The following is a 22833-nucleotide window of genomic DNA, read 5'->3' as shown; positions in this document are numbered from 1 at the left end:
ATGCAACGGTTCCCAAGGCGCCTCCAGAGCTGGAGCTGTAAAGGCATGGCGTTAAAGGCGGCTTCGCGAGCGGCCTGGTTCTTATGCCTCTGGCTCGTGCTGGCTGGAGCGGATCCCGCCGACATTCCTGCCGCAGCAGCCGCCATCGCCGCAGCGACCTGGACGAGCTTGCGCTTGCTAGAGCCCAGCACCGCACGGCGCTCTGTTCGTGCCATCGGTCAACTGGTGTTGCTCTTTCTATACCACTCGGTCGTGGCCGGAACGGATGTCGCAAGGCGCGCGCTCGATCCGCGGTTGCCCCTGCGCCCTGGGTTCGTGGCTTATCCGACCCGTCTTTCATCCGGGATTCGTCGCAACGTATTCACAACGCTCACCAGCCTGCTGCCCGGCACGGTGCCGACCGGAGAGGAGAACGGTCAGCTCGTCTATCACTGTCTCGATGTCGAGCAGCCGGTGGTTGCTGAGCTTGCCGCAGAGGAAGCGGCCTTGGTTCGCGCGCTCTACAATGACTGAGTTCCTGACAGCCGCAGTCGGCTTCATTCTCGCGATGCTGGCGCTGGGGCTGGTGTCGATCCTGCGTGGTCCGGGAGACGCCGACCGTATGATGGCGATGCAGTTGATCGGAACCGGCGGTATCGCAACACTGCTGCTGCTCGGCACGGTAGCGAGCCTGCCGGCGGCAATCGACGTGGCGTTGACTTTGGCGCTTCTCGCCACGTTCGCGTCTATCGCCTTTGTCAAGAAAGGACTTTCCAGCCTCGATGCCGATGGTACCGCACCAACGGAGCCCAAATGAGCTTGCTAGGCGACATTATTACGATTGTGGCGGTGTCGGCGGGCGCGTTCTTCTTTCTGGCTGGCACAGTCGGTCTTCTTCGCTTTCCCGATACGCTGACACGCCTGCACGCACTCACGAAGGCAGACAATCTTGGCCTCGGTCTCGTCGTGCTGGGATTGCTCCCGCAAGCAGCAAGCCTCCGCGACGGGTTCAAGCTGGTCAGCATCTGGCTGCTCGGACTGCTCGCGGGTGCGACTGTTTCGCAACTGATCGCGCGCGCAGCGCGCCAAGGCGAATCGGCCAGATGAGCATCGCGACGATCTTCGAAATCGTGCTTGCGGCCGTCGTGCTGGGCCTCGGCATCTGGACGATCGTCGTGCGCGAGACCTATTCGGCGACGGTCGGCTTCGTTGCTTACGGACTGCTGGTTGCACTGGGGTGCGCCTCGACGCTATCGACGTTGCGCTGACCGAGGCGGCAATCGGCGGAGGGCTGGGCGGCGTATTGTTGCTGGGCGCGGCTGCCCAACTGCGGGATTCCGAGCCGGCGGTAACGGATGCGGCGGGTAAAGCGGTGCGCGTGTGCGCGGCAATACTCTCGGCGCTGACCGCCGCGACGCTGGCCGGCGCGGTACTGGTGCTGCCCGATCCTGCGCCAACGCTTGCGCCCGCGGCCGTTTCAAATGCCTGGGCGACAAGCCTTGCGAACCCCGTCACCAACGTGCTCATGGCGTTCCGCGCCATGGATACCATGCTCGAGAAAGTCGTGCTCTTACTCGCCATCATCGGCGTTTGGTCGCTCGCGCCTGACAGTGCCTGGGGTGGCCACCCAGGGCCCCGCCATCAAGCCGATCCGCATGGCGTTCTCGTCTTTCTTGCACGCTTGTTGCCGCCGATCGGCATCGTCGTCGGGATCTATGTCCTTTGGACTGGAGCCAACCACCCCGGCGGAGCCTTTCAGGGCGGCGCGATTCTCGCGGCGATGTGGCTGCTGGCAATCATGGCCGGGTTGGCGGACACGCCACCCGTGAGCAGTCGACGGCTACGGCTCATCCTCGTTGCCGGGCCCGGCCTGTTTCTTGTCGTCGGCATTGCAGGACTTCTGTTTGGCTCCGCGTTCCTCTCTTATCCGCCAGCCCAAGCCAAGCCGCTGATCCTCGCTATCGAGGTCGCCATGATCCTCACGATTGCGGCAACCCTCGGCCTTCTGCTTGCAGGCGCACCGGAACGGAGAACGGGGCAATGAGCGGCGTGACTGTGTTTGGATTGTGTGCCGCTGCGGCGGTCGGACTTGGCCTCTACGGCCTGATCACCAATCCGCAGCCCCTTCGCAAGATCATCGCCTTCAATTTGCTGGGCAGCGGGGTGTTCCTCCTGTTCGGCGTCATCGGACGGCGGGGCGCGGCGGCGGGCATGGGCAATGACCCGGTGCCGCAGGCCCTGGTGATTACCGGTGTCGTCGTCGCATTTTCCGCAACGGCACTGGCAATCGCACTCGTGTTGCGGCTGTTTCAGACGACCGGCTCCACAACATTGAGCAATGCCGCTCCATCGGGCACTGGCTCAAATCCGTCTGGTGACTGATGCTGCCCCCCGCCCCGGCGCCGGATGCAGCAACGACCACGAGCGGCTTCCTGCTGGTCTTGTCGATTGTCGTGCCGATCGCAGGTGTCTTACTGGCCTTCGTTCTGGGCGGCCGGTACGTCAGGCTGGTCGCACACACGATCATTCCTTTCGGGGTAGCGATTGCCGGAGCGATTCTCCTGGCGCTGCCGCAGAATGAAGGCCCACTGGTTTACCTGCTCGGCGGCTGGCCACCACCGCTGGGAGTAGCACTCCGTGCCGACGGGCCGTCGGCCGTCATGCTGGCAACGACTGCAATCGTGATCTGCGCGGTCGCCATCTACGCCGCGGCTGATTTCTCCGTCCCTGCGGCCGAGACCCGCGCGCCGTTCGCCTTCTGGATATTGCTATTGGCGGTCTGGGGGGCGCTGAACACGATCTTCCTGGGTGGGGATCTGTTCACCCTCTACGTTGCCCTGGAATTGCTGACATTCGCCGCAGTTCCAATGGTCTCGCTCGACGGCCGCGCGGAGACGTTGCGATCGGCGCTGCGATATCTGCTGTTCGCCTTGCTCGGCTCGGTCTTCTATCTGGTGGGCACGGCACTGCTCTATGGTCTCCACGGCACGCTCGACATCGTGTTGCTGTCGCGTCGCGTTGGCGCGGAGCCCGCCGCACTTGTTGCGGCCGCATTGATGACAACGGGCCTTCTGGCGAAGTCCGCGCTCTTCCCGTTGCACCTGTGGCTGCCGCCCGCCCACGCAGGAGCACCGGCTGCGGCCAGTGCGATTCTGTCCGGCCTAGTCGTGAAGGGATCTTTCTTCATTGTCGTGCGGCTCTGGTTCAACGTCCTGCCCGGCCTGCCCGGCTTTGCGGCAACGCAATTGCTCGGTGCGCTCGGCGCGGCGGCGATCGTGGTCGGAAGCATGGTGGCCCTGCGCCAGGAGCGTCTCAAGCTCCTGATTGCTTATTCCACCCTGGCCCAGATCGGCTATCTCTTCCTGATGTTTCCGTTGGCGTACGATGCCTCGGGCCGTCTCGCGAGTGGTGACGCCTTGGCGGGCGGCCTACTCCAGGCCGTTTCTCACGCTACCGCGAAGGCCGCAATGTTCATGGCCGTGGGGTCGATCTATGCGATGCTTGGCCACGATCGCATCACGGGGCTGGGCGGTGTTGCACGGGCCTCGCCCCTGAACGTCCTGGCCTTTGCGCTCGGCGGAATCGCGTTGATGGGCGTTCCCCTCAGTGGCGCGTACCTTGCGAAGGATCTGCTGCTCCGGTCGGCGAACGAGAATGGGCAGTGGTGGTGGGAGATTGTGCTCCAGGCCGGAGGGATGTTCACGGCCGCCTATGTCGTGCTCGTCCTGGCTCATGCGCTTGCGGCTTCAGACAAGCCGATCGCCCTGGCCGGCCCTACATCGCGCATTCGGGACGCGGCGCCACTCGTCCTGTCACTCTGCTCGCTATTGCTTGGCCTCGTGCCGTTGGGACTGTATCTGCCAATTCCGTCCGACATGACATCCTCCCTCTTCGGACCTGGGATACTTTCCAAATTGCTCTTACCCGTGCTGGGCGGCGTGGTTATTGCGATCCTGCTCAGCCCTTGGCCGCATCCGCTGGCGTCTTCGACCTCCGGGAAGGCAATCATGACAGGGGCCACCCGCGTCCGACGCGGCAGCCTCGCCCTCGGCTACCTCGTCGAAAGGACAGATGAGGTTCTTTCCCAATGGCCTGCGGCAAGCATGTGCCTTCTTTTGCTGGCACTGCTGCTTGGCGCGCTGATGTGCGTGGCTACCTGAACGAACCGGCATCCGATCAGATGGCTCGCCACGCCCGACCTGCGCAGCGGGCTGAGGATGGTGCGCCATTCAGAACAAAACTGAGAACTCATATATGATTGAAATACCTATATAATATCTGCAAGCGCTTGCGCCGCATCGCGCCTGGACGGCGGTTCTCCTTATCGTCCAAGCAGCAGCACTATTGAGGCCATTAACCCCGTGACGCCGATGGCGGGTACAACGGTCCAGAAGGCCTCATTCCACTTATCGGGAAAGCGACAGGCGAGCTGCCAATTCGACAGCACCACGCCCAGATATCGGGAAATTGACTTATGCCGCCGACGCAGCCGCGCCCAAAGCGTCAGCGCAAACAAAGCCCGCGCTTGCGAAGTGCGGGGTCCGGTCATGGGAGTCCATGACCGGTACGGGAGGAGCGTCCCATGCCGCCCCTGGAGCGCACGCGGCGAGGCCGCGGCGCAATTCGCACAGACGGCTGATAGCAACCGATCCCATCGGGCAAGGCACCATCTTTTATTTCGGGAGTACGGATTAGGTTAGCACCGTCTCGCGCTTCGTAGTGGCGGCAAAGATATTCGCTACCTTTCCGGCAATCGCTGCCCCCAAATCGGCGTTGTTCTTGGCCGTGAAATGAATTCCATCAACTCCATCGGTCGAAATCACGCTTCCCGCGTCGAAGAAATCGACCTTAAGGAAAGCAGCGAGCGATCTGTACTGGCTGGCGAGTTCGATGGTCTTCTCGCGCCCGCCCTCAAACATTCCCTGAAACCACGGGTCCGGCAAATCGGCGAGTGGCGGCGGCGAAACGATGAGCACTTTGGGCGCGGGATACACTGTTCCTACTCCGCCGCCAGAAGTGAGCACTTGTCCCGCCAACTTGGACATACCGACCGCGATCTCGTAAGGCGTGCGGCGGAAATAGCTCTTCGTATCGTTGGTCCCGAGCATGATGATGACGAGATCCAGCGGAAGATGACTTGCAAGGGCGGATGGAAGGTAGGCGGACCCGTTCAGTCGTGGATCCGCTAGATCATCGAGCGACGTCGTGCGTGCACTCAACCCCTCCTCGATGACCTCGTAGTCGGGCCCGAGCTTTGCTGCCATGGCTCCCGTCCACCGCTCCGCATAGGGAAACCGCGTCGTCGGCGAGCCCTCCGGGACGGCAACCCAGCCCCAGGTAAGTGAATCTCCAAAGCACAGGATACGTTTCGTCATCGGTCCCTCACGAGTTTGATTTAGAGCGAACGCCGTAGAAGATCGCGGCGAGAAGAATGATCAGCCCTTGGGCGATGAGCTTGCCTGGCTCCTGCACCCCCATAGTCGTCATGACTACGAACAGAAGGGCGAAGCAGAGGACGCCGACAAATGGACCCCAGACTTGGGGGGGTCGGCCGAAGACCACGCCGCCTAGAATAGTTGCCGCAATCGAATTCATGACGAGTTCAGGTCCGAACCGCACGCTTCCGACCGCTATCGAGGATGTTTGGACCAGTGCGGCCACGGCAGACATGAGTCCCGAGATCGTGTGCGCAAGCACGACGGTGCGTTCGACCGGCACGCCCGAAAAATGTGCGGAGATTGGATTGCTGCCGATCGACCACACGAATCTGCCGAACACGGTTCTTCCGAGAAAGCCGCTCATCACGCCGGCAAGCACGAACCAAAAGATGACTGGGGCCGGGAGTGTCCCGAACCGCAAATTATAGAGTTGGCGGAACTGGTCCGGGACATCTCCCGGCGGCTTCCCATTCGCGAGATATTCAACCAACCCGATCAGAATGATATTCACCGCAAGCGTCACGATGACGGCGGATGCTCGGCGCTTGCCGACAAGAAGCCCGTTCAAAAGACCGACCGAAAGCCCGACACTTAGGCACAGAAGAACAACGAAAAGAATCGGCCATTCGTAAAGGAGGCCAGAAGAAATCAGGTAGTTGACGAACAGAATAACTCCACCAGCGGACAGGTCGATGGAGCGCGAGGAGATTACGAGCAGTTGACCGAGAACGACGATACCGAGCGGCACGACCTGTCGCGCGAATGTACCCAGGATCGCGACGTTCATCAGGTTGGGCCGCATCATCCACAAGGTGACAAGGAGCACCAGGAGAACGATGTAGGAAGGCGGTATTCGCAACGCGGCGCGAGACAGGTCGTCAAGTCGCTTCATGACTTACAGTCCAATCGTCTTGCGCGGCTGAAGCGATATGACTGCGAGTAGTATCAGCCCCTTCACGATGGTCTGGATGAAGGCCGAGACATTGAGAAGATTCATGCCATTTGCGATAACTGCGAGAAGCGCGCAGCCGATGACAGTGCCGTGGAGGCTGCCGACTCCTCCGGCGAGTTGGGTGCCGCCAAGCGCAACGGCGGTGATCGAATCAACCGCATATTGCGTCCCGATGTTTGGGTCACCCGAGACGATGCGGCCCGCCAAGAAGATGCCGGCCGCAGCAGCGAAACAGGAACTCAGGACGTAGGCTGCGAGGACGTTGCGCCGCTCTGCGATGCCAAAGGTAGCCGCTGTTTCACCTCCGCCGATCGCAAAGAGGTGCAAGCCGAAGCGGGAGCCGTGCACGACCTTCCAAGCCACCAATATTGCGGCGATGACCCATATGACAGGCATGTAGATGCCAAATAGCTTGCCGCTCACGAGAAAGAGGATCTCAGATGGGACGGAGCCGCCAGCAGAGGGCCGGACAAACATCGTTATGCCCTGCACGATGCCCATCATGGACAACGTTGCGATGATCGGATGCACTCTAAAAGTGGTTACCGTAATCCCGTTTAGGAGCCCAATCACGACGGCCGCGAGCATGACCCCCGGCACCGCAACATAGACGGGAGCGTTGAGCGACAGGATTCCGGTCGTGAGGCTGACGACGGAGCCGACCGACAGATCAAGACCTCTCACAAGGATCACGATCATCTGCCCGATGCTCACGAGGATGAGCGGCGCCGCCTGAGCAACTAGATTGAGAATGTTTTGCGAACTCACGAACTCATTGGTCGAAAATGCCAAGGCCAAGGAACAGGCCAGGGCGACGAGCAACGGAACCGTCCACAACCCGTGCCGTGAGTTTGCTCCAACAAATAAGCGACCAAGCTGGCTCATCTCGGTTGTTTTCACCTCAACTATGTAGGGCCGCTTCGAGAATGGCGTGCTCGGTAGCCGATTCGGCGGGCATCTCGGTAACGACATGCTTGTCGTGGATGACATACAGCCGATCGCAAAGACCGATCAGCTCCAGAGTTTCTCTCGAAAGGACGACGACCGAACCGCCGGCGTTCGCGTAGTCGCGAAGGAGCTTGTAGATCTCTGCCTTTGCGCCCACGTCGACGCCTCGGGTCGGCTCTTCAATGATCAGTATGTCGGCCCCCAATGCGAGATATCGTCCAAGAAGAACCTTTTGCTGATTTCCGCCAGACAGAGCGTTCACCGGCAGCGACGGTCTAGAGGCCTTTATCGAAAGGCTTTTCATGGAGTTCGCGATCACCTCGCGATGAGCCGATGCCGGTTTTAGTTCGAAATGCCGGCTGTGCAGTCCAATGGTGAGATTGTGGGCAAGAGAAAGGTCGAGAAACAAGCCTTCGAGCTTCCTGTCCTCGGGCACAAAGCCGAGGCCCAGCGCCTGCATCTCGCGAATGCCGAGCTCTCCTGAGAGCGGGAAGGCGAACTCCCGTCCTCTAACGGCAACCTTGCCGCCGTGGGGCGTGTATTGTCCGACGAGCGACCTTACAAGCTCCCGCTGCCCCTGGCCCTCGAGGCCTGCGAGCGCCACGATCTCGCCGCGCCGGAGCATGATCGACGACGGCGTAGCGTCCGGAGTCAGCCGAAGACCCTCAATCAAGAGAACGACTTCGCCCTCGGTTCGGTTCGACCTGGGCGGAAACAACTCGCTCAGCTCCCGGCCGACCATCATGGCGATCAACTGCTTGGGGCGGATCGCTGAAACCGGCACGCAATCTACGTTGCGACCATCCTTCAACACGGTGATGGTGTCGCAAATCTTGAAAATTTCTTCCATGCGGTGAGAGATGTAGACGACCGCCTTCTGCTGCTTCGTGAGGGCCAGAATCTGAGCGTTGAGAACCTCGACATCAGCGGCATTGAGCGCAGCCGTTGGTTCATCGAGAATAACGACGTCGGCGCGTGCTGATATGCCGCGGGCGATTTCTACAAATTGCCTCTCCGCGATCGAAAGGTTTCCAACGAGGGTTGCTGGATCGAGCTTCAGGCCAAGCTCGGATAAAATCTCTTTCGCCTTCCTCTCCATCCAAGCCGTGTCGGTTACGCCGAACTTTGTAACCGGCTCTTTGCCGAGGTACATGTTCTCGGCGATCGACAGATTAGGAAGTAGCGAATGTTCCTGGAACACCGTCGATACTCCGGCATCGAGCGCCTCACGAGGTGAGACGAAGCGGACGATTTGTCCGTTCTTCCGAATCATGCCGCCGTCTGGCTGAATGACGCCTGCCAAGATCTTCATGAGGGTCGATTTGCCGGCCCCGTTCTCGCCCATGAGCGCATGGACTGATCCGGGAAGCAGTTGAAAATCGACGTTTTCGAGCGCGGCAATGCCCCCGAACGTCTTCGAGATTGATGTCATCTGGACAAGCGGCTGTACGGTCATCGCTTCGATCCAAAGCTTGCATAGGGGGACGGTGGTGCCGGCGCTTAAAAAGAGCGCCGGCACCAGCAAAGATCAGTGCTTGCCGTAGTACTTCTGCAGGTCCTGCTCGGTCAGGCTGGTCGGAAACCAGGCATTGGCGCTGAGATCCTTGCGATAGTACTTCTTGGCTTTCTCCAGGTCCCAGCCTTCGGGCTCATAGATGTACCGCTTGTGGAGTTGCTTGCCCTCGAGCAGAGCGACCGCGGCGCGCACGCCGGCTGCCCCCTGCTCCGGACCGTACTCCGGCGAGATGGAGGGGAAGCCGAGTTCGATCCACCGGGCGAAGAAGCCATTGTTGCCTTCGCCAGTAATCGGCGGGATCTTGGCACCATATTGCTGGAACACATCGACGCAGGCGCGGGTCATATCGGCACCCGATGACCAGATACCATCGACCTTCGGGTTGTTCAGATAGAGGGTCTCGCAGACCTGCTTGCCGACATCATATTGCCACTTGCCGGCATCTTCCGCGATGATCTTGACGTCTGTACCTTTGATCGCTTCCAAGAGGCCCTTGTAGCGGTTGATGTCCTCGGGGTGCGCCGGAAGTCCACGCAAGACCCAAATATTTCCCTTGCCGCCAAGCTGCTTGACAAGGAAATCTCCCATCACCTTTCCGAAGTGGACGCCTCCGCCCTGGATGTCGACGGTGTATTTGTCGGTCTCGGTCAGACCGGTATGGACGATGACGGGAATGCCCGCCGCGACTGCCTTTTCGATGCCGGCGTCGGCAGAGGTCGGCGTCAGCGGCGTCACGATGATCGCATCGACCTTCTGCGCGATAAGATCTTCGATGTCGGCGACCTGCTTGGCCTGGCTGATGTTGGCATCGAGCAGGATGAATTGACCGACTCTCTTGTCGAGCTTCGCAGCCGCTTCCGCGTCATGCGCCATCTGGACCGTCCAGGTGTTGGCGTTCACGCCAAAATGGCTCATCCCGATCTTCCACGGAGCGCTCTTCTTGAACTTGTCCGCAGCCGTCGTGCGTTCATCGCCGGGCCGTGGCGTGACGCCGTCCATCAGCTTGACTTCCTGCGCGCGAGCTTCCGTCCAGGCAGCCAACGTCGCAGCGACTAGCCCAACTCCGAGTAATTTTAGTCCTTGGTGCATGAATCCCTCTCTCCGCGTGCGATGCGCAATTCTTTTCACTGGCGGGAAGCAGAGCGCAGGTCGGCGCGCGCCCTCCCGCGACATCGCAGGGCGGACGTTGTCAGATCCATTCGAGTTGATGGATCGGCTCCTCGCGACGAAGAGCTGCCTCTTGGCGTTCTACTCCCAATGCTGACGGGCTTTTCAGTCCGCCGCGAGCTTACGAGTGCACGGCGACACAGCACCTGTCAATAGTTATTCAGATTGAATGAGCAATTGATTTGTTGCACACTCTCGACTGCGGAGACAATGTACGAGCCGAAAAAGCACGGAGATTCAGAACCATGCCGGTGCGTTCGGTTCTATGTTTCGGCGATTCCAATACTCACGGCCAAATTCCTGGCCGCGGACCTCTCGAACGCTACGATCGTCCGACCCGATGGCCGGGCGTGCTTCAGGCCGAGCTTGGATCGAAATGGTACGTGATCGAAGAGGGGCTGAGCGGGAGAACGACCGTCCACGACGATCCGATTGAGGGAGCGCACAAGAACGGCCGCACCTATCTGCGCCCGTGCATCCAGAGCCACACGGTTCTGGATCTCGTGATCATCATGCTGGGCACAAATGACCTCAAGGTGCGCTTCAACAAGCCCGCTTCCGAGGTCGCGATGGGAATGGGATGCCTGATCTACGACATACGGGAGCTGGCGCCTGGCCCAGGGGGAAGTGTACCGGAAATCATGATCGTGGCCCCTCCTCCAATGCTGGACGACATCAAGGAATGGAAATCGATCTTTGCCGGCGGACCGGAGAAGTCACGGCAACTCGCTCTGGAATTCGAAATCATGGCGGATTCCCTTGGCGTACATTTCTTCAACGCCGGAGCGGTTTGCCAATGCGACGAAGCAGACGGATTTCATCTGAACGCCGATGCACATCGAGCGCTGGGTATCGCGCTGGCACAAGAGATCGAAGCGATCGGGTGGTCCGTTGCTGAGCATCAGCGTTGAGCGAACCTCTGCTTGAGGTCTTCCGAGAGGAGCAGTTCCTTGCCTGACATGCGATTTGCGCCACCGAACCCGCTGCGGATCGCAGACCGGGCGAGCGGCCTGAATGCGCCAAGCGTGAGAAGCTACAATGAACGCCTTGTGCTCTCATTGCTCTTGCAGAGCGCCGGAATTTCGCGCCTCGAAATCGGCGAAAAAACCGGCCTTTCCGCGCAAACAGTATCTGTCATCGTGCGTTCATTGGAGCAGGAAGGTCTGGTCTCGAAGGGTGAGGCGCAGCGAGGTCGGGTCGGGCCGCCGGCAATTCCCCTGTCGCTCAATCCCAAAGGAGCCTTCTCGATCGGCGTAAGCTTCGGCGAGAACGCCGCCGATATTGCCGTCATCGACTTTGTCGGCGACGTGCAGCACCACGCCGCGCATCCATACTCCACGTTGCATGGATCCGGCGCGCTCGCCGCGAAAATCCAGGAAACTCTAGCGGCGCTTCCACCCTCGAGCCGAACCCGGATTGCTGGTATCGGACTGGCGGCCCCCAACGAGACAGGCTCGCATCGTGTGAGAGATCTTTTAGGCAGCGATCTAATCGATCTCCAGGCCAGCATTGAGAGCGCGCTCAATCTGTCCGTTTACATCCAGGATGACATAACAGCGGCTGCAGGCGGGGAAAGCCTGTTCGGAGTGGCGCGCTCTTTGCCCGATTTCCTCTTCTTCTATCTGGGCTCACACCTGCACAGTCGTCTCGTTCTGAACTATCAAATCCACAGCGGCAGGTTCGGCATGAGTCATGACGTCGGGCTGCTGCGCTTGCGAGAGGAATTCAAGCGGCTTGGGCTGGTGCTGGAAGACGTCGGATCCGAAACCATGCCGAGGGCTGCTGCCGAATACTACGCCGAATGGCGTCGCATGTGCTGCCGCCAGCTCGTCGGATCAATTCGTTCCCTCCTGAGCTTTGTCAGTTTCAAGTCCGTGGTCATATCGAGCTACGCACCACCGAAACTAGGGCAGACCCTATGCTCCGAGCTTCATGAGGAAGTACCTGAGGTGCAGTTCCTCTATGGCGCCAACTCCATCGCGCCCAAGGCGGTGGGCGCAGCCAACCTGCCGTATCACTCGCGGTTTATGGTGCAGTAGACAGGCCGGCACCGAAACCCGAATTGCTGCACCCGTCAAATTCGCGGAGGGGCGCATCACCCGTACTTGCGGAAACGCGGGACGAACGTTTCAGAACGGCAAGCCGTCGCGGTAGAAAGCGACGGCGACGGAAAAATGCAATGTCTTGTTGGCAATTCTCTTCGGCGATCTGAAGCGCAAACCCGAGGTTATCCGCGGCATTCTGCCCTGTGCCGAGCGGCTGCATCGAACCCGTAACGAAAGCAATCGTACAAGATCGTGCTCCAGCGTGGAAAAGTCATGGTGCCCAGGGGCGGAATCGAACCACCGACACTGCGATTTTCAGTCGCATGCTCTACCAACTGAGCTACCTGGGCGTGCTCCAAGAGAGGGGCCAAGGCCCATCGAGCGGGCGGTTTATAGTGGGCTGAGGGCTGCCTGTCCACCCGGCTTCGCCTGATGGCTTCGCCGAGCCCGGCCCGGCTGTGTACAAGATCGGCGCGGGCGTGCGGCGGGGCTGCCATTCTCAATTAACGCATTGATAATAAACAACTATTCGACGTCGTCGGTTTCGTCGTCGCGGCCGGGGATGACATAGGAGCCCTTGAGCCAGCGGTTGAGGTCGACGTCGCGGCAGCGCGAGGAGCAGAACGGGCGGGTGGCCTGGAACTGCGGCTTGCCGCAGATCGGGCAGGTCTTGAGCGGGGGAAGCGGCTTTTTGACTTGGTCGTCCATGGGGTGAGCCTACACGAAGTCCGGGGATAAGAAGCTGCGGAGCGGTGGGGTTCCGAGACGGCAGCGGGGCTTGCGGCTAGCCCCTCCCCAAGGAGGGAGCGCACCGCCGATGTGGCGAGACGCCCAATTCGGGCGTCGCGGCAAGGGCCGACTGGCGGCCCTCCTACTTCGCATGGGGTTGTTTTCGAGATTTTGGTGGGAGGGCGCTTCAGACGCCGACGGCGTTGAGCCAGCCGAAGCGGATGGGGAAGCCCTCGCCGCCGAGCAGCGTGGTGGTCTCGTAAAGCGGCAGGCCGACGACGTTGCTGTAGGAGCCGACCATCTTGACCACGAAGGAGCCGGCGATGCCTTGCACGGCGTAGCCGCCGGCCTTGCCGCGCCATTCGCCGGAGCCGATGTAGGCCTGGATGTCGTCCTCGGAGAGGCGCTTGAAACGGACGCGGGTCTCGACCAGACGCTGGCGGAAGGCCTCGCGCGGCGTGACCAGGGTGATCGCGGTATAGACGCGGTGGTTGCGGCCCGACAAGAGCCGCAGGCACTGCGCGGCCTCATCAACCAGGTTGGCCTTGGGCAGGATGCGGCGGCCGACCGCGACCACGGTGTCGGCAGAGAGGATGAAGGCGCCGCGCAGCTCATCGTCGAGCTGCACTGATTTCAGCGCCGCATCGGCTTTTGCCCGGGCGAGACGATTGGCGCAGGCGCGCGGCAGCTCGCCCCGCTTCGGCGTCTCATCGACATCGGCCGGCCGCAAGGCATCGGGCTCGATGCCAGCCTGATTGAGCAGCGACAGGCGCCGTGGCGAACCGGAGGCAAGAACGAATTTGGGGCGGCCGAGCATCAGGTGTTTTTGGGGGACGAAGCAGGGGGTGAATTGCGCGCGGAACCTATCGGAAGGGGGCCGGTTTCACAACCCGGGAACCGGAAATCGAGCGATTCGAGGTGACTTCAGATGCATGTGCCTGCGGTCTGTGACGCCGGTGTTACGATGGTTTCGTGTCCCGGACGCGGCGCGGCATGAAATGACGCGACGCAGAGCCGGGACCCAGGGGTTTGCGCTCGCGGTGAGATGGGCCCCGGCTCTGCAGCGCATCGCGCAAGACGCGCTGCGCTGCGTCCGGGGCACGAGAGCTACCCGCTCGCGGCCCCCGCCTTCGCGAAGCGCTTGCGGATGCGCAGCAGGAGCTGGTCGCAGACTTCGCGGTAGGCGGCGAGCTTCTGCTCGCGGCTGCCTTCGGTGCCGGTCGGATCGTGCGTCGGCCAGTACTCGACGTCGGCGGCGAGCGTCCGCGTCAGCTCCAGCGCCTTGTGATGGGCCTCGGGCGACAGCGTGATGATGAGGTCGAAATTGAGCCCCTCCCAGTCCTCCAGCTCCTCAAAGGTCTGCGGCTTGTGGGTGGAGATGTCCTGTCCGAGTTCGGCCATCACGGCGACCGCAAAGGGATCGAGCTCGCCCTTCCTGGCGCCGGCGGACTTCACGTAGAGCCCGTGCGGAAACATGTGATGCAACAGGCTCTCGGCCATCGGCGAGCGCACGCTGTTGAGCGCGCAGGCAAACAGCACCGATTGCGGATCGCGTGCGCGTGGGGGCGCAGCCATCCGCGTTTAGCCTTTCCAATGAAGAACAGTAATGAGCGTGAACAGCCGGCGCGAGGTCTCGAAATCGACCCGCACCTTGCCCTTCAGCCGCTCCTGGAGCGTGCGCGATCCCTCGTCATGGATGCCGCGGCGGCCCATGTCGATGGCCTCGATCTTGTCAGGCGTCGCAGTCCGGATCGCCTGGTAGTAGCTGTCGCAGATCATGAAATAGTCCTTCACGATCCGCCGGAACGGTGTCAGCGACAAAAGATGCGCGACCACGGGCGCGCCGTCCTCGCGGCGGATGTCGAACATCAAGCGGTTGCCGGTGATGCCGATATGCAGCGTGAACGGACCCTGCCCGTCGGCGCCTTCCGGCGCGAACAGGTTCTGCTCGATCAGATCGTAGATCGCGATCGCGCGCTCATGCTCGATGTCAGGCCCGGAGCGCCCGATCGATTCCTCGTCGAGCGTGACGCCGACGATTCGGTTCTGCGTGTCGTCTGCGGGCTTGTTCATGACAGATTGAGGCGCAATCCCACCGAACGCGCATGGGCGTCCAGCCCTTCCGCTTTGCCGAGTGTCATCGCGGCGGGCCCGAGTGCACGGAGCTGATCGGGGCCGCATTTCAAAATCGAGGTGCGCTTCATGAAGTCGTGCACCGAAAGTCCCGAGGAGAAGCGCGCCGAACGCGCGGTCGGCAGCACGTGATTGGAGCCGCCGACATAGTCGCCGATCGCCTCGGGCGTGTGCGCGCCGAGGAACACCGCGCCGGCATTGCGGATCCGGCCTGCGAGCGCGTCCGGATCCGTCGTCATGATCTCGAGATGCTCGGCGGCGATCGCGTCCGCGAGCGGGATCGCGTCATCGAGGTTCTGCACCATGATGATGGCGCCGAAATCGGCCCAGGAGGCGCCGGCGATCGCGGCGCGCGGCAGCGTCTTCAACTGCGCGTCGACCGCCTTTTCGACATCGGCGGCGAGCCGCGCGCTGTCGGTGATCAGAATCGACTGCGCGCTCGTATCATGCTCGGCCTGAGCCAAAAGATCGGCGGCGATCCAGTCGGCATTGCCGGTGTCGTCGGCGATCACCAGCACCTCGGAGGGACCGGCGATCATGTCGATGCCGACCTTGCCGAACACCAGCCGCTTTGCCGCGGCAACATAGGCGTTGCCGGGGCCGACGATCTTGGCGACCGGCGCGATCGTCGCAGTGCCATGGGCGAGCGCGGCAACGGCCTGCGCGCCGCCGACGCGGTAGATCTCGCTGACGCCGCCGAGATGGGCGGCCGCCAGCACCAGCGGATTGAGCTTACCGTCGGGCGACGGCACCACCATCACGAGGCGCGCAACGCCGGCGACCTTGGCCGGCACCGCATTCATCAGCACCGAGGACGGATAGGCCGCGGTACCGCCGGGCACGTAGAGGCCGGCCGATTCGATTGCCGTGTAGCGCCAGCCAAGCTCGACGCCGAGCGGATCGGTGAAGCGCTCATCCTTCGGCAGTTGACGCGCGTGATAGGTCTCGATGCGGTCGCGGGCGAGCTTGAGCGCATCCAGCGTCGCGGCATCGCAGGCTTTTGTCGCGGCCTCGATCTCGGCGGCGGAGACACGCAAGGAGGGCGCATCGAGCTCCAGCCGGTCGAACTTGCGCGTCGCCTCGATCAGCGCGGCGTCGCCGCGCCTGGCCACATCGTCGACGATGGCGCGCGCTGCGGCCTCGACGTCGGCCGAGACCTCGCGCTTGGCGGCGAGGAAGGCCGCAAATCGCTGGTCGAAATCGGCGCTGCTGCGGTCGAGGCGAATGGGCATGTTGCGGCGGTCTTTTGGCTGGTCTTTGGGGTGGATCGGGCTCACCAGGTCCCCTGCTCAATGGCGCGGCGGGCCACCGCCGTCAACCCTTGGGAGATGTCGTTCCGGTTTGACCCCCTAGTCCTCCCCGCCCTCCCCCGTCCCGAGCTCATCCGCGCCCAGGTCGGTCAGCTCGCATTCCAGGCATTCGACGTCGAGCCGGATTGCGCCGCCATGGGCGAACAGGAGCAGCGCGCTGCCACCGGGGGCGTTTTGGTCGTGAAACTCGATGCCGACGAGGTCCAAAACCCGCTCGGGCGCGGCGAGGTCGATATTGCGCGACTTGCAGGCGAGCACGCGGTCGAAGCGGAGCGCGGAGACCAGCCGGCGCGGCTCGGTCTCGCCGTCCAGCGTCTGCTCCCAGTCCAGCCGGTTCATGCCGACCACCAGCCGCTTCTCGCCCTGCCGCCAGATGATGTCGGAGGTCTGCACCCGCGCGTCCTGCACATGGGTGGAGATGACGGCGAGGTCGTCGGCATCGAGTGCAATCAGTTTGAGCTGGGGCGGCATCGGCCTGCACCTCTCATGGACGTCGCGGGCCGCGCCTCAACGCAGCCGGACCGCGGCGGTTTCTGTAGAAGCTATCCGGCCGGTGGTCCGTAGGCTATCGCTATCACCTCCCCGGTCAGGCGGCGGCCGCAAACTCGTCGAAGGATATGCCGGTCAGCGTCGCCGAAGCATCCCACAGCATGGCCGCTGAGGCGAGATCCATTGCCTGCGGCATGATCTTCGCCGGTGCGGGCGCGCCCTTCAATTCGTAGAAGCCGTTCGGGCCATAATAGCCGCCTGCTTGCGCAGCGGGCGAGCTTGCGGCGAACAGCGTCGGCAGCGCACCCTCGGCCGCGGACTGGCTGATATAGGGCTGGATCAACCGGCCGATCCGCCACGACAGGGTACCGGTGCCCGGACCATTGGCGATCAGCTCGGTGCGTGCGAAGCCGGGATGCGCAGCAACGCTTTTCAGTCCCCAGCCGGCAGCATTGCTGCGGCGCTGCAATTCGAGCGCAAACATCAGCATCGCTAGCTTGGACTGACAGTAGGCGCGCCAGGGCCGATAGGAACGCTTGCTCTGGAGATCGTCGAAGTCGATTCGACCGGAACGATGCGCAAGGCTTGCGAGCTGGACCACGCGCGCGCCCTGCGCACGGCGAAGCTGCGGCAACAAATGCGCCGTCAACGCGTAGTGGCCGAGATAGTTGGTGCCGAGCTGCATCTCGAAGGCGTCGGCGGTCTCGCGGCGTTTCGGCAGCGCCATCACGCCGGCATTGTTCACCAGGATATCCAGCCGGTCGTGGCTGGCGGCAAACCGTCCGGCAAACTCGGCGACCGAGCCGAGCCTTGCGAGATCGAGCTCCTCATAGGCGACCAGCGCGTTCGGAAAGCGGTTGCAGATCAGCTCGAGGGCGCGTTGGCCCTTTGCCTCGCTGCGGCCGGCGAGTATGACGGTAGCGCCGGCACCGGCGAGCGCCAGCGCGGTCTCATAGCCGAGCCCGCCGTTTGCGCCGGTGACGATAGCGGTCTTGCCGTCGAGCGAGGGAATATCGGCCGTGGTCCAGTCGGGCATGCCAGTCTCCAGCACGTTGGTTCTCATTGAAGCGCCCCGCGACGGTTCTAAATGTGCACTTAGTGCAACTTTGCAAGAGGTGGGAATTTGACCGCCGCGAAGACGGCCAGAAGCCGGGCCAAGCCCTTGTCGCCGAGGGAAAAATCCAAGCCTGCGACCGGCCTTCGGCAGCGCAAGCGCGAGGCGACGCAGGAGCGGCTGACCCGCGCGGCGATGGCGCTGTTCCTCCAGCGCGGCTTCGAGGCGACGACGATCGACGATATCGCCGCAGCCGCCGAGGTGTCACGCCGCAGCTTCTTTCACTATTTCGCGAGCAAGGAGGACGTCGTCTACGCCTGGCAGGAGGATATCGCCGCATCGCTCACCGAGGAGGTCGCAGCACGCCCTGCAAGCGAATCCATGCTGACAGCCGCAGAAAATGCCATCGCGGCGGCGACGAAACGGTTCGATCCAAGCGAGGCGCTCGCCATGGCGCGGCTCAAGCGCGACAATCCGATCCTGCAAGCGCGCGACCACCTCAAATATGAGCGGCTCGAACGCGCGCTTGCCCAAGGGCTCGCCCGGCGCACGAACAGGAAGTCCGAAAAGCTCCGGGCACGCCTCGTCGCGATGATCGCAACCGGCGCGATGCGCGTCGGCGGCGAAGTCTGGGTTACCGAAGATGCGCGCGAAAAGCCGGAAGCCTTCGTCAAGCGCATGTTCGACGCGATCAGGGGGATTTTGAAGTGAGGTGTTCTTCTTCCTTCTCCCCTTGGCGACGGGAGAAGGGAAGAGTTCAGCGCCAGTCTCACTCCTTGAAAAACGCCAACAGGTCCGCGTTGATTGTCTCCGCTTCCGTGGTCGGCATGCCATGCGGGAAGCCTTTGTAGGTCTTCAGCGTGCCGTGCTTCAGAAGCTTGGCCGAGAGCGGTCCGGAGTCGGCGTAGGGGACGATCTGGTCGTCGTCGCCGTGCATGACGAGCACGGGCACGTTGATTGTCTTCAGATCCTCGGTGAAATCGGTCTGCGAGAAGGCGACGATGCCGTCGTGATGCGCTTTCGCGCCGCCCATCATGCCCTGGCGCCACCAGTTCTGGATCACCGCTTCTGACGGCTTTGCGCCGGGACGGTTGTAGCCATAGAACGGACCTGCCGCGATGTCGCGATAGAATTGCGAGCGGCTAGCCACAACCTGCGCCTGGAAATCGTCGAACACTTTCTTCGGCAGGCCGCCGGGATTGGCCGGCGTCTGCACCATCAAGGGCGGCACCGCCGCGATGATCGCGGCTTTCGCGACCCTGCTTTCGCCGTGACGGGCGATGTAGTGCACGACCTCGCCGCCGCCGGTGGAATGGCCGACGTGAAGCGCGTTCTTCAGATCGAGATGCGCGGTGAGCGCAGCAAGATCATCGGAATAGTGATCCATGTCGTGGCCGTCAGCGACCTGGCTGGAGCGGCCGTGACCACGGCGGTCATGGGCGATGACGCGGTAGCCATGATTGAGGAAGAACAGCATCTGGGCGTCCCAGTCGTCAGACGACAGCGGCCAGCCATGGCTGAACACGATCGGTTGGCCCTTGCCCCAGTCCTTGTAGAAGATCTCGACGCCGTCTTTTGTGGTGATGGTGGGCATGATTTGCTCCCTGTTCTTGAGTCATTCCGGGGCAGGCGAAGCGTGAACCCGGAAACTGGAGACTGTTGCGCGAGATTCCGGGTTCGACGCTGACGCGTCGCCCCGGAATGACGAGCAAGTGGTGAGTGTCAGGCGAATGCCATCGGCCTGAAGCGGCGCCAGGCGCCGATGACCACGAGCACGAAGAACACCAGCACGATGCCCTGCACCACCGCGAACACCGGTCCCGATGGCGGAGCCGGCGGCACGGCCGGCGCCAATACCGCCAAAGCGGGCACCTTGAGGAACGACTGGATGATCAGCACGAAGACGTTGAGATAGAGCGAGGTCATCGCCGTGACGATGTAGATCGGCCGCCATGCGCCGGAGAGTTTTACGCCGTAAAGCGCGATGCAGGCGATCGCGAGCAGAACCAGCGAGAGGATGCCGACCATATGCGACGGCAACAGCTCCTTGAAGGGAAACAGGAAGCCGGTGGCGCTGGTCAGAATCGTGAACAGCAGGAAGATCGCGGTGAGGCCCGGCATTCGCTTCGAACCGAGCAGTCCGAACATCACGACGATGCCGGAAGCGATCGCGATCAGGCTGATGATGACATGGAGCATCGTGAAGGCAGGCAGGCTTAGCCCAAGAACCATGGCAACTCTCCCCGTTTGCGAAGACGCGGATGGTATTACGACCCTCATCGAACTGCACCATGCGATGTTGCCACACGCAGGCGTTGAGCCATGCGTTCGCCGTTCGGTACGACGAACGCATGGCTCGATTTTGCACGTCTGTCACACGTGACGGCCGTCAATGCGGCAGCAAATCAATCGAGAAGCGCCGGTCGGCAGGTCACAGACCTCGCGTCATACGACTTTGGTATCGAAGATGAGCAGGTCGGCGCCGCCGCTGGCAAATTTCGGGACGTCGCCTCCAGCCGCCCTGCCTTCAGGGCTGGCAAAGCCCGCCTGGATGTCGGCAACGCTGTCGAATGTCAAAATGGCGACGAGATGTACCCCGGAAGGTCCGGCAGGCGTTCCGACGGGTCCGGTGCTGATCGCGTATTTCTTCAGGCCGGGAATCTTCTTGGCAAGCGGGATATGCGTTTCGGCGTAGTACTTGTCGAAGGCAGCAGCATCCTTGGGTGTCTTGTAGAGCACGACGACTTCAGCCATTTAGTCCTCCCTTGAACCTTGTCGTTTTTCGATCCTCATGGTGAGGAGCGTGCGAAGCACACGTCTCGGACCATGCAGGCCCCGCAGTTGCATTGCGGCCTTCATCCTTCGAGACGCCGCGTTCCGCGGCTCCTCAGGATGAGGGGATAGTCCGCAGTTGCCGGCGGGATGGCAAGTCACATTCGCCCAACTTACATTCGCCCAGGTCGGATTCGCCAAAGTCCGGTTCGCTTGGCCCTGCTTTGTCCTATGCTTGATTAAAGCGCCGGTTTCGCGGCATCGCCAAGGAAACCGTGCAGCGAGGCCACGACCTGCGCGCCTTCTCCGATGGCTCCGCCGACGCGCTTGACCGAGCCGGAGCGCACATCGCCGACGGCATAGACGCCGGGCACCGAGGTTTCGAGCGGCGCGACCAGCCGACCCTGGTTCTGCTCGGACTGCGCGCCGGTGACGACGAAGCCGCCGCGATCGAGCGTCACGCCGCAGCCATCGAGCCAGCTGGTCGCCGGATCGGCACCGACGAACAGGAAGAGGTTGCGGACATCGGCGGCATCCTCGTCGGTCGACAGCCGGCTCCTCCAGCGGATACGGCGGAGCAGCGCGGCCTCGTCGCCCTCGAGCGCGACGATCTCGGTGTTGAACAGGAGCTCGATGTTCGGTGTCGCCTCGATACGCTCGATGAGATAGCGCGACATGCTGGCCCCTAAGCCACCGCCACGGATGATCATCAGCACCTTCTTCGCGTGGCCCGACAGGAACACGGCGGCCTGCCCCGCTGAATTGCCGGCGCCGACGAGGGCCACCTCCTCACCCGAACAGAGCCGCGCTTCGACCGGCGAGGCCCAATACCAGACGCCACGGCCCTCGAACTTCTCCAAATTCTCGATTTCCGGCCGGCGATAACGCGCGCCGCTCGCGACCACCACTGCACGCGAGCGTAAGGTGTCGCCACAGTCGAGCGCCAGCGAAAAGGTGCCGGCACTGCGCGAGCAATCCAGCGACTTCGCCGACATCGGGATCATGATATCGGCGCCGAACTTCTGCGCCTGCGTGAAGGCGCGGCCCGCGAGTGCCTGGCCGGAAATGCCGGTCGGAAAGCCGAGATAGTTCTCGATGCGCGCGCTCGCTCCGGCCTGGCCGCCGAAGGCACGCGTGTCGAGTACGGCGACCGAGAGGCCTTCGGAGGCCGCATAGACCGCGGTCGCAAGCCCGGCCGGTCCGCAGCCGACGATCGCGACGTCATAGATCTTTTCACCGCGTGGACCACCGATCATGCCGATGGCGCGTCCAAGCTCGATCTCGGTCGGATTGCGCAGCACGGCGCCGTCGGCGGTGACGACCAGCGGCCAGTCCTCGGGCTTGGGCGAATAGCGCGCGATCAGCTCGGCCGCATCGTGCTCGCCATCAGGGTCGAGCAGGTGATGCGGCTGCCCGTTGCGGGTGAGAAAGCCCTGCAGGCGCACCACACCGGCCGAATGCGACGGGCCAATCAGAACGGGGCCGCCGACGCCGCCCTGGATCAGGCTGACCCGGCGCAGGATCAGCGCGCGCATGATGCGCTCGCCGAGATCGGCTTCGGCAACCAGCAGAGCGCGCAGCCGATCCGGCGGGATCAGAAGCGTCTCGACATCGCCGTCGGCATGGCCATCGACCAGCGCGGGCCGCCCGGAGAGCTGGCCGAGCTCCGCCAGAAACTGGCCGGGCCCTTGATCGATCACCGGCGTGACGTGACCAAGCCCGTCGCGCTGGGTGATGGCGACATGGCCCGACAGCACCACGAACATGCCCGGCCCGCGCTTGCCGGTCTCGAACAGCAGCTCGCCGCTCTTGTAATGCCTGATCTCACCGAATTGGCGCAGGCGCTCGATCTCGGCCGGCGTCAGCGTCGGAAAAGTCTGCTCGGGGCGGGAGAAGCGTGAGATCAGCGCGTCCCCATCGGTTCGTTCCGGTCCATCCTGCGCCATCACCGCTCTCACTCATTCCAAAAATCTAGCCGCCGGGCTTACCGGCGATCTCCTCATCGGTGTTTGGTGCGTCGTCCTGTGAGGGACCGGCCGTCCCGGCGCGCTCGCGCGCCTGCGCCTTGCGGCGCTTCAGGTTCTCGCGCAGCGCCGATTTCAGTCGATCCTGCCGGGTATCTCCCGCTCGCGTCTTGTCGTTGCCTTCGGTCATTACGGGCTCACCAGATCGCGTCCCGTGGCGTGGTGTAACTGACGGCGGGTCACCGCCGAGACTCCGGCGCGTCGGAAGGCATCAGCTTGCCACGGCGGGCAGGCCGACGATGGGATCATCGCTCAATGGCGCGATGGTTTCCAGTGT

The 22833-nt window shown here is 62.6% G+C and carries 27 protein-coding genes and 1 tRNA gene; 10 read left to right on the top strand and 18 right to left on the bottom strand.

Annotated features, from left to right (window positions below):
- The first annotated feature begins 45 nt into the window (after nt 1-45).
- The 7 genes from Q2941_RS35400 to Q2941_RS35370 are packed head-to-tail and all read left to right on the top strand — an operon-like array spanning nt 46 to nt 4139.
- Nucleotides 46-513 (top strand): Na+/H+ antiporter subunit E, encoded by a 468-nt coding sequence (locus Q2941_RS35400; RefSeq protein ID WP_027520693.1) that lies wholly within the window; start codon nt 46-48, stop codon nt 511-513.
- On the top strand, nt 506-796 hold the full coding sequence (locus Q2941_RS35395) for an MrpF/PhaF family protein (protein WP_027520694.1): 291 nt from the start codon (nt 506-508) through the stop codon (nt 794-796). Before Q2941_RS35400 ends, Q2941_RS35395 begins: the two co-directional genes overlap by 8 nt.
- The gene (locus Q2941_RS35390) at nt 793-1086 is read left to right on the top strand and encodes a monovalent cation/H(+) antiporter subunit G (protein ID WP_027520695.1); all 294 of its coding nucleotides are present in this window, start codon (nt 793-795) and stop codon (nt 1084-1086) included. The genes Q2941_RS35395 and Q2941_RS35390 overlap by 4 nt, the downstream gene beginning before the upstream one ends.
- Nucleotides 1083-1247 (top strand): hypothetical protein, encoded by a 165-nt coding sequence (locus tag Q2941_RS35385; RefSeq protein WP_458195345.1) that lies wholly within the window; start codon nt 1083-1085, stop codon nt 1245-1247. Before Q2941_RS35390 ends, Q2941_RS35385 begins: the two co-directional genes overlap by 4 nt.
- Nucleotides 1217-2023: an MnhB domain-containing protein gene (locus tag Q2941_RS35380; RefSeq protein WP_458195344.1), complete on the top strand. Its 807-nt coding sequence runs from the start codon at nt 1217-1219 to the stop codon at nt 2021-2023. Before Q2941_RS35385 ends, Q2941_RS35380 begins: the two co-directional genes overlap by 31 nt.
- Nucleotides 2020-2361 carry a sodium:proton antiporter gene (locus Q2941_RS35375; RefSeq protein ID WP_027520697.1) on the top strand — a complete coding sequence of 114 codons (342 nt, stop codon included), beginning with the start codon at nt 2020-2022 and terminating at the stop codon, nt 2359-2361. Before Q2941_RS35380 ends, Q2941_RS35375 begins: the two co-directional genes overlap by 4 nt.
- A complete protein-coding gene (locus tag Q2941_RS35370) occupies nt 2361-4139 on the top strand; it encodes a complex I subunit 5 family protein (RefSeq protein ID WP_458195343.1) in 1779 nt (592 codons plus the stop codon). Before Q2941_RS35375 ends, Q2941_RS35370 begins: the two co-directional genes overlap by 1 nt.
- A 531-nt stretch (nt 4140-4670) precedes the next feature.
- Here the strand turns inward: Q2941_RS35370 and Q2941_RS35365 are convergent.
- The 5 genes from Q2941_RS35365 to Q2941_RS35345 all read right to left on the bottom strand — a co-directional run bounded on the left by Q2941_RS35365 (nt 4671) and on the right by Q2941_RS35345 (nt 9922).
- Nucleotides 4671-5354, bottom strand: coding sequence for an SGNH/GDSL hydrolase family protein (locus tag Q2941_RS35365; protein WP_458195342.1), 684 nt, complete (start codon nt 5352-5354; stop codon nt 4671-4673).
- Nucleotides 5355-5361: 7 nt separating this feature from the next.
- Nucleotides 5362-6309, bottom strand: a complete 948-nt coding sequence (locus Q2941_RS35360) for an ABC transporter permease (RefSeq protein ID WP_458195341.1) — start codon at nt 6307-6309, stop codon at nt 5362-5364.
- Nucleotides 6310-6312: 3 nt separating this feature from the next.
- A complete protein-coding gene (locus Q2941_RS35355) occupies nt 6313-7191 on the bottom strand; it encodes an ABC transporter permease (RefSeq protein WP_458195340.1) in 879 nt (292 codons plus the stop codon).
- A gap of 79 nt (nt 7192-7270) precedes the next feature.
- Nucleotides 7271-8773, bottom strand: a complete 1503-nt coding sequence (locus tag Q2941_RS35350) for a sugar ABC transporter ATP-binding protein (protein WP_458195339.1) — start codon at nt 8771-8773, stop codon at nt 7271-7273.
- 72 nt (nt 8774-8845) lie between these two features.
- Entirely contained in the window at nt 8846-9922 is a 1077-nt protein-coding gene (locus Q2941_RS35345; RefSeq protein WP_254110175.1) for an ABC transporter substrate-binding protein, read from the bottom strand.
- A 323-nt stretch (nt 9923-10245) separates the two neighbouring features.
- On the opposite strand from Q2941_RS35345, the gene Q2941_RS35340 reads away from it, so the two are divergent.
- Together Q2941_RS35340 and Q2941_RS35335 are read left to right on the top strand one after the other, a co-directional pair.
- Nucleotides 10246-10911, top strand: coding sequence for an SGNH/GDSL hydrolase family protein (locus Q2941_RS35340; RefSeq protein WP_458195338.1), 666 nt, complete (start codon nt 10246-10248; stop codon nt 10909-10911).
- A 48-nt stretch (nt 10912-10959) separates the two neighbouring features.
- Entirely contained in the window at nt 10960-12039 is a 1080-nt protein-coding gene (locus tag Q2941_RS35335) for an ROK family transcriptional regulator (protein ID WP_458195359.1), read from the top strand.
- 280 nt (nt 12040-12319) lie between these two features.
- Here the strand turns inward: Q2941_RS35335 and Q2941_RS35330 are convergent.
- The 8 genes from Q2941_RS35330 to Q2941_RS35295 all read right to left on the bottom strand — a co-directional run bounded on the left by Q2941_RS35330 (nt 12320) and on the right by Q2941_RS35295 (nt 17742).
- Nucleotides 12320-12395: transfer RNA gene (locus tag Q2941_RS35330), tRNA-Phe, on the bottom strand.
- 175 nt (nt 12396-12570) lie between these two features.
- Complete coding sequence (yacG, locus tag Q2941_RS35325; RefSeq protein ID WP_458195337.1) at nt 12571-12753, bottom strand: DNA gyrase inhibitor YacG; 183 nt, start codon at nt 12751-12753, stop codon at nt 12571-12573.
- Nucleotides 12754-12961: 208 nt separating this feature from the next.
- Nucleotides 12962-13591: a Maf-like protein gene (locus Q2941_RS35320; RefSeq protein ID WP_027520709.1), complete on the bottom strand. Its 630-nt coding sequence runs from the start codon at nt 13589-13591 to the stop codon at nt 12962-12964.
- A 290-nt stretch (nt 13592-13881) separates the two neighbouring features.
- Nucleotides 13882-14349, bottom strand: a complete 468-nt coding sequence (locus Q2941_RS35315; RefSeq protein ID WP_458195336.1) for an arsenate-mycothiol transferase ArsC — start codon at nt 14347-14349, stop codon at nt 13882-13884.
- Nucleotides 14350-14355: 6 nt separating this feature from the next.
- On the bottom strand, nt 14356-14847 hold the full coding sequence (locus Q2941_RS35310; RefSeq protein ID WP_027520711.1) for a UPF0262 family protein: 492 nt from the start codon (nt 14845-14847) through the stop codon (nt 14356-14358).
- Nucleotides 14844-16139 carry a histidinol dehydrogenase gene (gene hisD / locus Q2941_RS35305; protein ID WP_027520712.1) on the bottom strand — a complete coding sequence of 432 codons (1296 nt, stop codon included), beginning with the start codon at nt 16137-16139 and terminating at the stop codon, nt 14844-14846. Before hisD ends, Q2941_RS35310 begins: the two co-directional genes overlap by 4 nt.
- Nucleotides 16140-16256: 117 nt before the next feature.
- Nucleotides 16257-16688, bottom strand: coding sequence for a DUF2948 family protein (locus tag Q2941_RS35300; protein WP_027520713.1), 432 nt, complete (start codon nt 16686-16688; stop codon nt 16257-16259).
- A gap of 115 nt (nt 16689-16803) precedes the next feature.
- Complete coding sequence (locus Q2941_RS35295; protein WP_458195335.1) at nt 16804-17742, bottom strand: SDR family oxidoreductase; 939 nt, start codon at nt 17740-17742, stop codon at nt 16804-16806.
- A gap of 87 nt (nt 17743-17829) precedes the next feature.
- On the opposite strand from Q2941_RS35295, the gene Q2941_RS35290 reads away from it, so the two are divergent.
- Nucleotides 17830-18471, top strand: coding sequence for a TetR/AcrR family transcriptional regulator (locus tag Q2941_RS35290; protein WP_458195334.1), 642 nt, complete (start codon nt 17830-17832; stop codon nt 18469-18471).
- A gap of 58 nt (nt 18472-18529) precedes the next feature.
- Here Q2941_RS35290 and Q2941_RS35285 read toward each other — a convergent pair whose 3' ends face one another.
- The 5 genes from Q2941_RS35285 to Q2941_RS35265 all read right to left on the bottom strand — a co-directional run bounded on the left by Q2941_RS35285 (nt 18530) and on the right by Q2941_RS35265 (nt 22686).
- On the bottom strand, nt 18530-19354 hold the full coding sequence (locus Q2941_RS35285; protein ID WP_458195333.1) for an alpha/beta fold hydrolase: 825 nt from the start codon (nt 19352-19354) through the stop codon (nt 18530-18532).
- 128 nt (nt 19355-19482) lie between these two features.
- Nucleotides 19483-19992 carry a hypothetical protein gene (locus Q2941_RS35280; RefSeq protein WP_458195332.1) on the bottom strand — a complete coding sequence of 170 codons (510 nt, stop codon included), beginning with the start codon at nt 19990-19992 and terminating at the stop codon, nt 19483-19485.
- Nucleotides 19993-20205: 213 nt separating this feature from the next.
- Nucleotides 20206-20514, bottom strand: a complete 309-nt coding sequence (locus Q2941_RS35275) for an EthD family reductase (protein ID WP_254110112.1) — start codon at nt 20512-20514, stop codon at nt 20206-20208.
- A 257-nt stretch (nt 20515-20771) separates the two neighbouring features.
- Entirely contained in the window at nt 20772-22478 is a 1707-nt protein-coding gene (locus Q2941_RS35270; RefSeq protein WP_458195331.1) for an FAD-dependent oxidoreductase, read from the bottom strand.
- Between the two features lie 25 nt (nt 22479-22503).
- Nucleotides 22504-22686, bottom strand: a complete 183-nt coding sequence (locus Q2941_RS35265; RefSeq protein WP_458195330.1) for a hypothetical protein — start codon at nt 22684-22686, stop codon at nt 22504-22506.
- Between the last annotated feature and the right edge of the window lie 147 nt (nt 22687-22833).

The organism is Bradyrhizobium sp. UFLA05-153 (genome assembly GCF_054185185.1).
Note: the sequence above shows the minus strand (reverse complement) of the source record. Positions and strands in the feature narration are given on the sequence as shown.